This window comes from Paenibacillus allorhizosphaerae (assembly GCF_042659105.1).
In the GTDB taxonomy this organism is placed as follows: domain Bacteria; phylum Bacillota; class Bacilli; order Paenibacillales; family NBRC-103111; genus Paenibacillus_G; species Paenibacillus_G allorhizosphaerae.
The window spans coordinates 1-14397 of the sequence record NZ_JBHSRV010000020.1 but is presented as its reverse complement, the minus strand read 5'-3'; the positions used below and the strand labels follow the sequence as shown (position 1 = coordinate 14397).

Sequence of the window (14397 nt, the reverse complement as noted above, 5' to 3'; positions counted from 1 at the left end):
GCCGCACGCAGTATTGGTTACGTTAAGCTCAATGGTTTTCCTGTAAAGTTACTTTTCCGTGGACAGCTGCCCCCATCCGTAAGATTGCCTCAACACCGCCTCATCCTTTGTCCGTTTCTTTATTTTTACCGATTCCATATACTCCTGCAACTACATAACAGCCTCCCAGCGTTATCAAAATAAGAAAAGAAATCCAAATCATCGTATCATTCGGACCGTTCCCGATGGGACCGACTTTGGGCAAATAGGCATACCAGTACTGGACGATCGCGGCAATCATTGTAATACAACCTATAACAGTCAACAATATAAATGATTTCATTCCGTATTTGATCGGTTCCGCTATGAATTTATATAGCGAAGCGACGGATACAAATAATGAAAAGGCGATCGTGATCCAGTTGATCATTATCCATTCCTCCATTCAATCGATTCCCTTTCACTTGCGAATGGCAGCTGAGCAAAGTGAAAGGAGGTGCTTACCTTATGGGAGACACACTCTCTACCGGCGTGCTGACGAGAGAGCCGCTAACGATATCCGCGGTCGTCAATATCGCCAACTTGGACAAGGACAACGCAAATTGGGTCACGGTGGAGATCTTGGACTGGTCCAACTACTCCAACCCGGTTAATCTTCCTGTGCTCATCGGTGAAAATGAACCCGTCATATTCCCATATTCGCTCGGAGCACAACAGCTCGCGGTCATGTATGCGGACTTGGATCACAACGTCAGTCTTTACGAGATTCGGATCACTTCGTCGAAAGAAAAAAATATAATCGCCAACAGCTTCGGAAGAAGCGTCCCTCCGTATTTTAGCCAGGAAGGAATACCGTTTACCATAAACAGTCGGTTAAGGTGGAACTGTAAAACTCGCTCAACCTTCACCCAAGCTGCTACTGCAGACTTAAGCCCGTATTTCCATACGGCAAGCGCGTTCGACCGGACCGGCGGACGTGCTTGTTTTTTACGCAGGCAAGCCGTTAATTTTTTTTCATTCTCGTGCCCTGTCATGGATATATGGGCCGAATCTCACAAACATTTCGCCAAAAACGGGCTTGTCCCGACAACTATTTTATCGATTTATGCGACTTTTTGTTTATTATTGCCACCATTTCCCACAATCTTCACACTATCTTCACACGGGATAAAATAAAATAAAGGCGGTGATGTAAACACTTACACCCCATTTTTAACTAGCATGATACAACACCGACTATGGCAATCCGGTACATCGGACCTAACGATGGCGGCTGCCGATCAATAAATCCATTCCATACTACCAGGGGGTTATATCGTGTATCCAGATGTTAAGAATCGGATCACCCAGGGCTTTAGCCGCATGCGTTCGGTCGGTTTTAAGCTGTTTATCCTGTTTCTTATCAGCATTGTTGCAGGATGCGCCGTTTCGGGATGGACAGTGTACAGCATCTCAACAACCGCATTACAAGAGAAAGTAGGCAACAATGCCCAGCAGGTAACGCAGGACGCAGCCAAAAACGTCGACCTGTGGTACAAGCAGATGGAAGGCTTTTTTAACAGCATCGCTTTGTACGCGACAAGCAATCAGGCATTGACGCAGCAGCGCAGCAAGCTTGTCCCTCTGATCGACACCGATCTGGCCGAATATCAGAAGCTGCAAGGGCGAATCGCCACTCTGAACACACAGATTCAAAAAATGAACGACGCGCTAAAACCCGGCGATTCCAAATCAAAAGAGCAGTATATGCTTGAGGTGGAACGGGACAATCTTATCAAAAACGCCGAGCAGCTGAACAAGCCGAAATCGGATGCAGACAAAGCGCTTTTGAATTATATGCAAAACACGACTTTGACCAACAATGCCATGATTTTCTCCGTCTCTATGATCCGGTACAACGGGGAAAACCAACAGTTTATACCGCAATCCTCCAAGGCGAAGCCGCAGCTGTACTCGCTTCCTTGGGTGGATCAGGTCATCAAGGCGAAGGGCAAAAACGTGTATTTGCCGCCGCAGGCCGGCTCGTTCACGTATGAAAACAATACCCGGGTGTTCGGTATTGCGAAAGCTTTTTGGAGTTCGGAAGACGCCGTTTGGACCGACGTGCTCATTGTCGAGTATAAGCTTTCGTATTTCGAAGACATTCTGAAAGCCATCACATTTGGGGGCATCGGCGATATTCATCTGCTCGGCACCGACGGCACGACATATTTTACGAACAGGTCAGGAATCGAACTCGGCCAGCCTGCTGCAGTAAAAGTTGATCCGGAAAGCAACGGCAACTTAAGCCGGTATGTGGACGCGCAAAAAAATTCGTACATAACGGTCAGCAAAAACTTGGAAAACCAACCGTGGCTGCTGGTCGGCGCCATCCCGGAATCCCGCTTGCTCGAAGATGCCAGTAAAATCAAAAACAGTTTCTATTGGCTCATCTCCGGCTCCATCCTATTGTCTCTCGCTCTGGGCTGGCTCGTGTATTATAACATCGGCAGACCGATGCTGACGGCTCAGCGGAAAATGCAGCAGGCCGAGCAAGGAGACCTCAGCGTAAGACTCGGCTTCAAGCGAACTGACGAGATCGGTTCCGTCAGCACCAGCTTTGACCGAATGATGGAAAGCATCAGCCATATCGTCAGCAATACCGGCGGATCGGCCAAGCAGCTGCTCCATTCCAGCAATCGAATTCAAGAGCTGGTCGTACTGAACGAGTCCGCTTCCAAAGAGATCGCCGTAGCGATGGACGAAGTCGCCAAAGGCGCGATGAACCTTGCATCCGACGCCGAGAAGAGCAATGAGCTGACCGGACGGCTGCATCACTGCCTGGATGACGTGATGGACAAAAACACAAAGATGCAGCAGGTTTCCGAGCAAATGAAAACGGCGAGCCATCAAGGCTTGACGACGATGGAGGAACTGTCCGAGCAAAGCCGGATGGTCGAGTCGATCGTCAAAGATTTGAATCAGAAGATGCAGCAGCTGCAGGATAGTACGAATTCCGTATCCGTCGTGCTCGATCTGCTGCAGGACATTTCGAAGAAGATCAATATTTTATCGCTCAATGCCGCTATTGTCGCCGCTTCTTCCGGCGAGGCCGGCAAATCGTTCATGGTCGTTGCCCAGGAAATCCGCAATTTGGCGTCGCAATCCCAGCAGTCGATCAATTCCGCAGGGGACGTTATTGAGCGAATTCAGACGGATATGCAGCAGACGAACCATCTGGTCAGCCAATCGATGCCGATCTTCTCGCGCCAGCTGGCGGCTTCCGACGCATCGCAAGATATTTTCAGCTCCGTCTCCAAGTCGATGCAGGAGTTCTCGGAACGGTTCGGCGAAGTATGGGAGTCGCTGCGCATATCGCTTGAAGCCGGGAAAGAATTGAACGAGGTGCTCATGCAGGTAAGCGCGGTTTCGGAAGAATTTACCGCTTCCACGGAAAATGTAGCCAATCTTGTCGTCAAACAAAACGAATCCAGTACGCAGCTGGTAGACACGGGCAAGGAGCTCGAGCAGCTCTCCCACGACTTGCGCGAATCGCTGGGTATTTTCAAACAATAGATTGACTTGGCCGGGTCCCGGATGCGCTGGGGATCCGGCTTTTTTATATTAAAGTACATTCGTTCGCGCTCACCGAAATATCGGTGAATTGGCCGTATGACATTACCCGTTAACCGGTGGAACACGATAATCCGGCGCAGCGCGATTATGTGTGAAGGTCTCCCTATTAGTACAGCCCCACACGCTCCATAAACCAGTACAGTCCAGTTACAGCGATAAATCCGGAAGCGACGTATACCGCCCCCCGATACCAGCTTAATCGGCCCGACAGCATCAAGAACGGGAGAAGTACGGCAAGTACGGCAATTTGGCCAACTTCCACTCCTAAGTTAAACGTAAACAAAGAAAGCAAGTAATGCTCTCCCAAAGCGCCTTTCAACACCTGAGCGAATCCGAAGCCGTGAATGAATCCGAATAGAAGCGCAAACATCCATCGCCACTTCAGCTTTTTCAGCCACAAATTTTCGACCGCCACATACACGATGCTGAGCGCAATGACCGGTTCCACGAAGCGCATGGGCAAATTGACGATATCCAAAGCGGAAAGCGCGATAGTAACGCTGTGGCCTACGGTGAAGGCCGTCACGATCTTCAAATAATCCCGCTTCTTCTGTTTGAGGAGCACCAGCGCGGTAATAAACAGCAAATGATCGATGCCTGTCCAAATATGCTCGATCCCCATTTTGAGCCATCCCCAAGCGGTCAGTGCCTCCGCTCCGGAAGCGTGGACCGAAGCATCGAGGCGGCCTGCGGCAAGACGGTTGTTTTTGTCAAATTGCTTGTTCACGGTTTCGGAAGGCGTGCGTAGGGTAACGAAGCTTTGATGGAGCGGATCCAATTCATCAAAAAAGAAGTTATACTGTATCTCATAAGATTCGACGGGTTTAGGGAATTTGTATTTCAGGTTCATGTACAATAACGGCATGCCACCCTTGTCCCTTATCGAAATGTCGCTGATCGCCGGAACGACGGAAGCGTCCTTGCTTTTTACGCTCAGCGACGCCTGAACGAGCGGCATTAAGTCGTCCTGCGTCCACTTGACTTGGTTTTTGTCGCGCGAAGCCGCAGGCCCCGCCTCGATCACAAAGACGCCTTTGGATCGGACGTCCTTCCACTGAGCCACTTCCTCCGGATTTAAATAAAGCTCGTACCCGATCGTATCGCCCGAGATTGAAATATCGGAATATCCGATTGTCGATGTATGCGCATGTGCCGGTGCGAGAGGCGCCTGTAAACCAACGAACAGCACCAAACCCGCGAGCAGCCGGAAAACGATTGTTCTTCGAAACATTGTCATCTGCCGTGCCTCCTCTGTCTCGCCAATGGCCGTCTCTGCCTAAAATAACAGCAAGAGCGAAAGAATCCGAAGACTCTTTCGCCTCGCTTCACTTAAACGGACTTACTTTTTGGCTTTCGTGGAAAATTTCCAAATGTCTGAAACCGTTTGGCCGTGGTATGCATCCCGTGCAGTCGTATACCAATAGTACGTGTTGTTTTTATCCAGATGCTTCCACTTGACACCCGCCGTCGATCCGCTTGGGACGCTGCTCGCCGTGCCTATTTCTTTTCTTGTGTACACGTTGACGCCGATATAATCCGTTGCAACCTGCTTGCGAATCGGACGGGTCGGATAATCGACGTCGAACTCGTCCTTGCCCGGCTCGTCGAAAAAGTTCCAGTCGTTCAAATAAGGCGAGTAGGTGTTGACATGAATTTTCTGGTTATCCAAGTCGAATTGCAGAAAACGCAGATAACCTTGACCGCCTTCGCGACCCGATTGGTAGTCGGACAGAAGCTCCACTACCGTGCGCCCGTCAACATGCTTTACATTATAGGCGGCCCCGTGATAATGTCCGCACAAGACCATAAACACATTTTTGTTCGCAGCGACGATCTCGGACCAAATTTTTTGCCCGTCCTCGCCGTACGCTCCGCTCGGGGTAATATAGGCATGTGTCGCAATGATGGCGTACCGGTCAGGATACTTCTTGAGAACGTCGTTGGCCCATTTCACGGTATCGTCTTTTACGCCGTAACCCAAATACATAATAAGAAAATCATGGCCGTTGGAGGAAACAAGGTCGTAATGATCTCGGTTGTCGGCGTTGTCTCCGCCGTACGTAGGCTGATTGACAAAACGGTCGCGCCCGAAATATTGGGAGAATATGCTGTAATCACCCTTGCTGTGCCCCACGTCATGGTTGCCGGCGACGACGCCGTAATTCATTCCGGCATTCTCCAGATACTTCATGCTCTTATCCGCGACGGCCCATTGCTCCGGCTTATCATATTCGTCGATAAGGTCGCCGGTGTGGATGGTGTATATGATCTTCTTTTGCTGCTTCTGTTCGACGAGATAACGCATCATCTTATCATAAACTTGCGGATACGACTCCGAATAATATTGCGTATCGCTGACCCAGGCAAACGTGAAGTCCACCTCATCCGGGGACGGAATGAGATCCTGCACGAGGACATGGATCGTATTGCCGCGCACCATGTCGCCCGCGTTCACTTTGGCCTTCAATTCGAAGTCCTCCGTTCCTACGCCTCTTGCGCCGGCTTCCCACTTCTGCGTATTGAAGTTCCAAGTATACAAGGTCACCTGACGGTCCGGCAGCGAGTGCCCGACCCAGACCACTTCCACCTCATCGGTAGGGGCGACGTCGTGAGTCATTTTGAAATCAAACCGGTGATACGGAAATTGCATCGTCGATTCCGTGCTCAAGTATTGTTTATCCTTGGCCTGGACCAATGCGGCGTCCCCTTGGGAGAACGGCGTTTCCCCGGCCGGCACAAGCTCGAGCGGCGGCTCCCGGTCGGTTGAATTTTTAAAGCCGGTTTTCGCGGAATCGCCGCTGAAATCGTATTGATACGCCTCGTAGAATGTCACGTCCAGCGGATCGCCGTTCGGATCGTTCACCTTGACGCTAAGCTTGGCGTTTTGGTGAGCGCCCTCTTCTTCCATTACCGGCTGCGGATCGGCAGGCTCGAGAGGATGTTCGGGATTCAGCGTGAAGGTCACCGCGCGAACCGTTTCGTTGCCTGCGTTATCTCTTACTTTTACCTGCAGCACGTGGCTGCCCGGCTCGAGCTCGGCACCGTACTTTTTGGAGCCGGCCTCCACCGGTTTTCCGTCGAGCGTAAGCTCCTTCGATTTGACGCCGGACACCTCATCGGATGCTACCGCATCGAAGGTCAACTCGCCGCGGTACGTTTGTCCGTCTGCGAGGGTCATGCTTTCCACGACGGGAGGCGTATTGTCGATGATCGCCTTCACCGTAAGCTGGTCTCCGCTGCTTGATGTTGTCTGCAGCAGATGCTCCCCGTCGGGATATTTTTTGGAATCGAGCGAGTAGGAAACACCTCGGAATGCATCGTTCGGAATATCGATCGAGTAATCGATCCGCGTTTTGGAGCTTGCATTATTATTGCTTCCGTCGCCGACGGTGACGACCTTCAGCGGGTCCACCGTCGTGTAGGTGCCGTCGGTCGCATTCTTGATTCGCGCAGTAATGATAGGCCGGTATGTACCGTCCCACAATACGATGCGCGTGTTCTGCAGGCGGAAATCGTCATTATTGCCTTCCTGATCGTCATACGCCTTCGTGGTGCCGGCGGCAATCGACACCGTATTGTTGCCGGGAGTGAACATCAGCTTGGGCAGCGTGTAGACGACCTCATTGAACCGTTCTCCGTCCCCCAGAATCCGGACGAGCTTGTCGTTGATCAGCAAGCCGTTCTTGAACGAGTCCTGCATGTCATCGGCTTCGAAGAGAATATATGCGTTGCCGGGCATCGTTACTTGAGCCGGCACCGCCGTACCGTCGATTGACAGCTGCAGTTGGTTTCCTCCGGCCAGGCTATTGCCTTCGATTACTTTCGTACCGCGAATATAGGTTCCGTCCTGAATATTCATGTAGACCGGCCCGTATTGCGGTTTCGCAAAATACATCCGATAAGGTACGCCGGCCGTATCGTCCAGAGACGATCGTTTTTGAATGCCGTCCGATGCTTCAAAATAATAATCGACATGCTCGGCGAGCAAGAAGTATTGACTTTTAAGCGATGGGGAGCGGTACAGGCCACCGCCGGCCGAGGTCATGTTCTCAGCAGTATAACTCGCCTGCCCGTCCCGTTTATAAAACACTTTGATTTGCGTGATCTCATGATTGTCGGCTGCATACGTTTCCAGGACTACGCTTCCGTATGCCTTCGGGGCCGTAGGCGGCGTATGGGAGATGACCGGCTTCTGTGTATCTGCGGCAATGCTTATCGGCTGTTCCGGCACTTGGCCGCTCAGAAGCGTCCCCGGTGTCGGCGTTTGGCCGTATGCCCGCAGATACATGCGGGTCGTGCCGTCCTTCGGATATTCGTATACGAAGGTCCGGGCTTCAGTGGTCGTCTCGTCCTTCGCTACGTTAAACCAGGCCTGCGAGGTCACTTTGCCGGCATCCGTCGCTATGTATACTCGACCCTCGATGTCGTTATTCATCGATTCGTCCTCGGCAACGACCGACGTGATGCGCGATTCGGGGAGCTGCAGGCCGTGATGCTTGACAAATTCGCTGATCGGCCGCTCCGCCATCGCATACGATTTCACCCAGATGAGAGCGGTTTGCTGAGGGGAAAGCAGCAGATCGGTGTCGATATCCCATGGCGTAGTCGCGGTGGATTGGGTCACATACAGAAGCCGGTAATCCTTCAGATTGATGGCGCGGTCCGTATTGTTGTACACCTCGACATACTCGTAATTATCCGTGCCTTTGTTATCATTCATTAGTTCGGTAATTAGAAGCTCCGAATTCATCGGGCCTCCGGCAGGGAATACGGCAATTTCGTAATTGACGGAGCTGTCTGCCGGAAGTCGGGTTACGTTCACACCGTCGCTCGCCTCAAAATAATACTGCAGGCGGGATGTATTGTCGAAAGCGGCCTTCGGAATGGCAGCGGAATATTGGGCGGCAGCGGTTGCGGCTGCAGTCATCGGGACGGAGGTGAAGCTCGGCGACTCCGCATTTTTGTAGTAAAGTGAAACGGAGGAAACCGCTAGATCGTCGTACACTTCGGCGGTCACGGTAATCTCCTTCGGATTCGTGGAGGCCGTCGGAATCGTGTGTTTGATCGTTGGAGGCATCTGATCGCGGTAAACGGTAGAGGTGACTGTCATGTTCGGAAGACTTCCGTTTCCTGAAGGGTCGGACGCTGCAATTGCAGAACCCGACAGCGTTCCTGGCAGCAATAGTGCCCATGAAAGCGATGCTGCCATCAATTTTCGGTACAATAATCGTCTTTGAACTTTCATTTCCTTTACGTCACTCTCCTTCGTATGAATACAATTTCATTTAACCGCGTCCTTCTTCTTTAAATTAAACTCACCTCCTTTCAGCTGACAGGGCACATTTCCGGGCATCAATCCTCGCAGCGCAGCGTTCGATTACGCCGTTTCCCAAATCTATGAAAACCCTTTCAAAGAGAGATGTGACCGGTTCCAATATGTATTCTCTTTCCTTTTGTTTGTTAAAGATACCCATGTTCTCCAAATAATTATAGCACTGCAACAATTGTTATAACAATAACCTATTATCCAAAGATTTTATTAACTTCCAGTTCGTTCCTCCGCGGGCTAAACCGGATGGTACAATGGCACTTGATATAAGATTCAATCCGGCAACTTTTTTCCTAGTGGAAATGGCATGAAACCGCTTGGCTAGCCCCCAATATTTCCGTATCATACAGGCAAACTATAGACATTGGTACAGTCCGCGTATCTCCCTAGTGCATACGCTGTAGAATGACGTTTATCACGAACGAAGCTGAAACTTGGGGTGATGAAATTGGCAATTGGGATATTGGATGTATGGGTGACCTCTGATGTGGATGCGTCAAGCATGGTATTGGTGACGGACTGCATGAACGGATATCCACACGAACTGTACGGTCTCCAGGATGGAATGTCGGTCACCTTAAGCAAAGGCAGTGCGGAGAAAGAGGTTCGAATCGTTCGTGAAAACTCGAACGAATGCTCCTTTCACTATATGGAGCTGCACCCGCAGACTGCCAAAGATCTGGGCGTTGCGAACGGTTCCCGCTGCCGCGTAAACTTGGATGAAATCAAGATGGAGATGAAGCTTACACCTGTGTCCGTCAGCCGTTACTACACTAACGTTCAGATCGACAGACATCCGAATCGGCAAAACCGGATCGTCATGGGATATTCGCTCCTCAGCATGCTCGGGATCCGCCATCAGGCGAAGTCTGCGATTACGGTCAAACTGAACTCCGCTCCCGTCAAGCTCCGCCTGAACGTCCCGGAGAACGAGCTGGACGATTCGTGTACTATACCGGCTCAAGCAGCCGCCAAACTGGGAATAACGCATAACGGCAGCTATATGCTTGAATATAACCACGCCACACGCATTCTAGGTTTGCCGGAAGGCGAGGCGCATGCCGAGCCGTTCGTCGTCGAGCAAACAAGCAGCGTGTCCGTCAAACGGCAGAAACAGGCCCGTGAACGGAGAACCGGTGTGCCGGTACAAATGACGAAATCAAGAAACAAGGGCACGTCGGCGCAAGCTGCGGTGCGCACCATACCGACCGTGACTGCGACGCCGGTCGGTCAAAGCCGCATCCCCCCTGCTCCGTGGCTCCATCCGTCGGTCGTATCGAAGAAACGAGCTCGTTAATTCGATCGTGGATCAGGGATGAGCTCCGGACGTGATTCGGTCGCCAGGCCCGCTTAATCCTCAATGCCTCGCAACAAAATTCGAGCACCTCTTCCGCTGTTCTCTTAGGTCGGCGGTGAGGTGCTCTTTCCTTTTTTGATTCCTTTTGCCCGATTACATCCCGAGGTTATATCCTTGACTCATGCGGCAACCTTGCTTATGTTCGCGTGAAGCTTGGCTCTTCGCGTTTCCCGCAGCGTAAGCAGCCCGACAAGCAGCGATAATATCCCGATCATTGCCACGAATACGCCCATTTCTTGAACGTAGTAAGCCAGCCTTCCTCCCCGGTAGCCCATCCCCCGGATGAACTTGAACAGCCATGTGAGCGGCAGCATATGGCTTATCGCCTGGATCGGTGCAGGAAAAATAATCGGCGCCACTTGTACGCCTGACAGCATGAAGGACGGATACACGATGGCGTACGTTCGCAGCGCCACCTTCGACGGATCGGCCGCCGTCCAGCCGACAACCATGCCCATCAGGCCGATGGTCAGCGTATAGAGCAGCAGCGGCACGACAAAGGCGAACGGCTGGCCCGCGAACCTCAGCCCGCCGAGCTGCTTCAGCAAACCGAAGGCGAGCAGCAAGCTGATACAGGAGATGATCGCATAGGGAAGTACCCGGGACCAAAGGGCGAACGGGGAGCGAAGCGCCTCTCCAAGCGTTCCTTCCACACGGAGCCGGGGAACGATGGACGCAGTCGCAATGGCTGTAATGCCGAGCGCCACTACGTTCACGAAGCCGATGACCATAAAGCCGATGAAATCGGACGTCGGATTGAACAGCAGCCGCTGCTGGAGCGACAACGGCGTCACAATCCCCATCGCCGCTTCGTCGCTCATGCCCATCACCTTCAGCTTGCCGACGGATTGCGACGTATTTTCAACCATAATCAGCTCCTGCATGCCGGTACGGATATTCCCAATCGCAGACGGCATCGAATTATCGATCAGCAGGCCGATATTGACGGATTTGCCCTGGAACCGCAGCTCCTCCATTCCGCGCGGAAGATAGATAACGGCCATATATTTCTCGTTGGCCATCAGCGCCTCCGGTTCGATCGCTTCATTAAATACGCTTGTGACGTCCAAATACTGCGTCGCGTTCACCTTGTCGATAAAGCTCCGGCTGTACGAACTGTTATCTTCATCAACCACGGCAACCGGCGCTTCGTTGATCTGGCTGTTCTGGAACATGTAGCCGAACAAGGCGGCCACGATCAGCGGGGCGATCAATATCGCCGGTATGAATTTGCTCGACAGTGCAAATTTCCATTCGTCAAGATGAGATTTCATCGACTTGTACCTCCGCAGTCATCCCCGGCAGCAGCTTGTCGGTTCGATCGACATAGATGCGAATCTGGAACGTATTGAGGTCGGCCGTTCCTTTCTCCCGGCTCATTCGCAAAGCGGCGAATTGCGGTGCGGCCGTGATGAACTGCACTTTGCCTTCCACCTGATCCGGCAGCGCGGCAAAACGTGTCGGCACCGCCGATTCCGGTTTGAATTTGCCGACCTGCCGCTCATCGACATAAAGATCGTAGTAGAGCTTGCCGGTTTCGAGCAGCACCACCGGCGCACCCGATCCGACATTCTCCCCGAGCTTCGGCACCACTTTCACCACTTTGCCGTCCGCCGGCGCCCGCAGCGTGAGCCGGTCCTTCTGCACGTTCAGCGACTCCAGCAAAATGCTCTGCTGCTCAAGCTGCTTTTGCAGTGCATCGATGCCGATGCGCTGATTGTTGATATCGCCCTCCGTCAGCTGCTGCTGTTCCAGAACCGCGTGCGCCTTGTCCGTCTGAAGCATCGCCTGCTGACGCTCCTTGTCCGTCGCGCCGTTCAACATTCTGGTCAGCGCCGCCTGCTGCTGGTTTTTGGCGTTCTCCAGCGTCGCGACCTGGCTGCGCGCGTTCTCGACCGCATCGCGATAATCTTTATAGGAATACGCATTGCCCTCGTAAGTATCTTGTATGTTGCGCAGTTGATTGTACATCTTCATCGCATGCGTGTACGCCTCGTCCGCTGCCTCTACCGCCAGCTTCTGCCGCTCGATGTCTTCGGCGCGCGCCCCTTCGGCAACCTGCGCCTGCTGCGTTTGCGCCTGCGACAGCCCGAGCTGCGCCTGCTTCACCGCATTGCCCAGCTTGCTTTCCGCCACCGCAATGCCGTCCTCCGCTTGCTTGATTTTGAGCGTCGTCAATTCCACGTCGGCCTGCGCCTTTCTCAACTGCAAGTCGACGTCCGTCGGGTCGAGCGTCATCAGCACATCGCCTTTCTTGACCGTCTGCTCCTCCTTGGCAGCCAGCGTGACGATTTTACCGCCCACTCCCTGAAAAGACACGTTCACTTGCTCCGCCGTTAGTATGCTCGCTTTACGCGCGCTTGCGAGCGTCACAGCGTCTTTGCCGTCCGCTGCAAGCATCCAGCCGCCGCCGCTCAGCGCCAAAGCCAATACAACAATTGCCGCCACCTGCTTCTTCATCCCAATGTTCCCCTCTCCCCGATGTAAACGTTACTTACTGTGCGCTGCACTTTAACCCGCTCAAAATATAGCTGATCGTATACCGGATGACGTCCTCCTGATCCTCTTTGACCGAAAGGTCTTCTTTCAGCTGCAAAACCGGGTCTAGGAACGGACTGTTGCGGGTAAAAATAAGCGTCCCCACGACAAAATGCACCGTATGCCTTAGCGACTCATAGTCGAACTGCCCCTGCCGTTTGCCTGCTTCAAGAATCGCTCGCAGCTGGAGCCAAAGCGCGTAAACGATGTTTTGTACTTTCTCCAGGCGCGGACTTTGCATCATTACCTCTTGCTGCAACAAATTGATCAGCTCCGGCTCCGCAAGCCGGAAAAGCGCAAATTCGCGGATCAGCGACTTGAGATCGTCTATCGGATCGGCCAGATCGTATTCCTTTTGCAGAAAGCTCGGCGCAAACGTCTCGAACAGCGCGTAGAACACATTCTCTTTGCCGCCAAAATGATAAGATACGAGCGCCAGAGCCACGCCGGCTTCATCGCATATTTGCCGGACGGTCGTACCCTCGAACCCTTTTTTGGCAAAAAGCTTCTTGGCCGCATTTAATATTTTCAGCTTCACGTCTTTTCCTTGCGCGTCGTGTTTCATATGTCCCTCCTTGTTTTGCCCTGGCCATCCACACTTGAACATTTGTTTTGAACAACTGTTTTGAACATTTGTTCAATTTTCCTCTGATTGGTATTTTACTACTGATCAATAAACCCTGTCAAGCGTATTTCCTGAGATGAAATGATTGTGCAAAAAGCCGACGATGGCCCATAGTAGGAACGCCTGTGATGATTTGGTATAATAATGAAAAAAACAAATGTAAAAAGGAGTATCCGCATGGGATGGTCGGAAATGCAACGTATTCCAAATGAATATAATGATAAATTCAGATCGATCGACGCGAAGCTCCTTCAACTGTTCTGCGAGCGAAAAGCGTTAGCGAACGGCAAACGGTACTTTCCGTCAAAAGAGATCATGCAGCAATGGGCCATAACCTATGATCTTGATATTCCGCAAATTAGTTGGCTGCTGCACAGCCTCAATGAAGGCCGCCATTCGGTCGTTCCGGACGAACCCGGCGAGCTGATAAACGTGTTACCTGTCATGCAGAAATCCGTTGTAAACGGATTCCGGTACGTTTTGACCCACGCGATGCAGCATCAGAACGGAAGTATTGTTTTCCTGGAAATCGAGCATCTTTCAACGAACGAAAACATAGGTCATATCCGCCCTCATTTGTTATTGGAAGTGACAGGCAAACAGCAATACAGCGTCCGTAGAAACGGCACTCATGGAGGCGGCGGTCAGACTCAAGTACGTTTTCTGGTCACTCCTCGCCTGCCGGATCCGATCCAAGAAGTGCAATTTGCCTTGATTCCATACGCGATTCCTATGGAAAGCCCTCCGAAAGAAGTTATTTTGGATCAGGAAATTCGCTTTGGAGGAGCGAATCCAGCCTGAAAAGAAAAAGCAGCCAATACGGCTGCTTCAGATTGTTGACAAAGCCCCGAATTTTTTCGGGGTTTTGTTTTTAAGGGTACATTTCAATGAATTTTAGCTGATGTGGATTGCAAAATAAGAAAGATCGCCTGCTATCCGGCCCTCTTGCCTAGG

General features: G+C 51.9%; 9 protein-coding genes and 1 pseudogene. 4 read left to right on the top strand and 6 right to left on the bottom strand.

Annotated elements, in window-relative coordinates:
* Positions 1-100 precede the first annotated feature (100 nt).
* Positions 101-409 carry a hypothetical protein gene (locus tag ACFQI7_RS33560; RefSeq protein ID WP_218103026.1) on the bottom strand — a complete coding sequence of 103 codons (309 nt, stop codon included), beginning with the start codon at positions 407-409 and terminating at the stop codon, positions 101-103.
* A 77-nt stretch (positions 410-486) separates the two neighbouring features.
* On the opposite strand from ACFQI7_RS33560, the pseudogene ACFQI7_RS33555 reads away from it, so the two are divergent.
* Positions 487-869, top strand: a pseudogene (locus ACFQI7_RS33555) (hypothetical protein).
* A gap of 427 nt (positions 870-1296) precedes the next feature.
* Complete coding sequence (locus ACFQI7_RS33550) at positions 1297-3534, top strand: methyl-accepting chemotaxis protein (RefSeq protein ID WP_218103025.1); 2238 nt, start codon at positions 1297-1299, stop codon at positions 3532-3534.
* A gap of 166 nt (positions 3535-3700) precedes the next feature.
* Here ACFQI7_RS33550 and ACFQI7_RS33545 read toward each other — a convergent pair whose 3' ends face one another.
* Together ACFQI7_RS33545 and ACFQI7_RS33540 are read right to left on the bottom strand one after the other, a co-directional pair.
* On the bottom strand, positions 3701-4831 hold the full coding sequence (locus ACFQI7_RS33545) for a HupE/UreJ family protein (RefSeq protein ID WP_218103024.1): 1131 nt from the start codon (positions 4829-4831) through the stop codon (positions 3701-3703).
* Positions 4832-4933: 102 nt separating this feature from the next.
* The gene (locus ACFQI7_RS33540) at positions 4934-8704 is read right to left on the bottom strand and encodes a metallophosphoesterase (protein ID WP_218103023.1); all 3771 of its coding nucleotides are present in this window, start codon (positions 8702-8704) and stop codon (positions 4934-4936) included.
* Between the two features lie 667 nt (positions 8705-9371).
* Here ACFQI7_RS33540 and ACFQI7_RS33535 point away from each other — a divergent pair.
* Entirely contained in the window at positions 9372-10220 is an 849-nt protein-coding gene (locus ACFQI7_RS33535) for a hypothetical protein (RefSeq protein ID WP_218103022.1), read from the top strand.
* Between the two features lie 179 nt (positions 10221-10399).
* Here the strand turns inward: ACFQI7_RS33535 and ACFQI7_RS33530 are convergent, their stop codons facing one another.
* From ACFQI7_RS33530 to ACFQI7_RS33520, 3 genes are read right to left on the bottom strand one after another with little or no spacing between them, the layout of a single operon-like run.
* A complete protein-coding gene (locus ACFQI7_RS33530) occupies positions 10400-11554 on the bottom strand; it encodes an ABC transporter permease (protein ID WP_218103021.1) in 1155 nt (384 codons plus the stop codon).
* Positions 11538-12740 carry an HlyD family secretion protein gene (locus ACFQI7_RS33525; protein WP_218103020.1) on the bottom strand — a complete coding sequence of 401 codons (1203 nt, stop codon included), beginning with the start codon at positions 12738-12740 and terminating at the stop codon, positions 11538-11540. The genes ACFQI7_RS33530 and ACFQI7_RS33525 overlap by 17 nt, the downstream gene beginning before the upstream one ends.
* Before the next feature lie 34 nt (positions 12741-12774).
* On the bottom strand, positions 12775-13383 hold the full coding sequence (locus tag ACFQI7_RS33520) for a TetR/AcrR family transcriptional regulator (protein ID WP_218103019.1): 609 nt from the start codon (positions 13381-13383) through the stop codon (positions 12775-12777).
* A 252-nt stretch (positions 13384-13635) separates the two neighbouring features.
* Between ACFQI7_RS33520 and ACFQI7_RS33515 the strand changes: the two genes are divergently transcribed.
* The gene (locus tag ACFQI7_RS33515; RefSeq protein ID WP_377518326.1) at positions 13636-14244 is read left to right on the top strand and encodes a hypothetical protein; all 609 of its coding nucleotides are present in this window, start codon (positions 13636-13638) and stop codon (positions 14242-14244) included.
* Positions 14245-14397: the final 153 nt, after the last annotated feature.

What these genes read in the sequence shown, in the direction of transcription:
- ACFQI7_RS33560 (WP_218103026.1), bottom strand. Translation starts at nt 409, where the DNA reads ATGATCAACTGGATCACGATCGCCTTTTCATTATTTGTATCCGTCGCT.
- ACFQI7_RS33545 (WP_218103024.1), bottom strand. Translation starts at nt 4,831, where the DNA reads ATGACAATGTTTCGAAGAACAATCGTTTTCCGGCTGCTCGCGGGTTTG.
- ACFQI7_RS33540 (WP_218103023.1), bottom strand. Translation starts at nt 8,704, where the DNA reads ATGACAGTCACCTCTACCGTTTACCGCGATCAGATGCCTCCAACGATC.
- ACFQI7_RS33530 (WP_218103021.1), bottom strand. Translation starts at nt 11,554, where the DNA reads ATGAAATCTCATCTTGACGAATGGAAATTTGCACTGTCGAGCAAATTC.
- ACFQI7_RS33525 (WP_218103020.1), bottom strand. Translation starts at nt 12,740, where the DNA reads ATGAAGAAGCAGGTGGCGGCAATTGTTGTATTGGCTTTGGCGCTGAGC.
- ACFQI7_RS33520 (WP_218103019.1), bottom strand. Translation starts at nt 13,383, where the DNA reads ATGAAACACGACGCGCAAGGAAAAGACGTGAAGCTGAAAATATTAAAT.
- ACFQI7_RS33515 (WP_377518326.1), top strand. Translation starts at nt 13,636, where the DNA reads ATGCAACGTATTCCAAATGAATATAATGATAAATTCAGATCGATCGAC.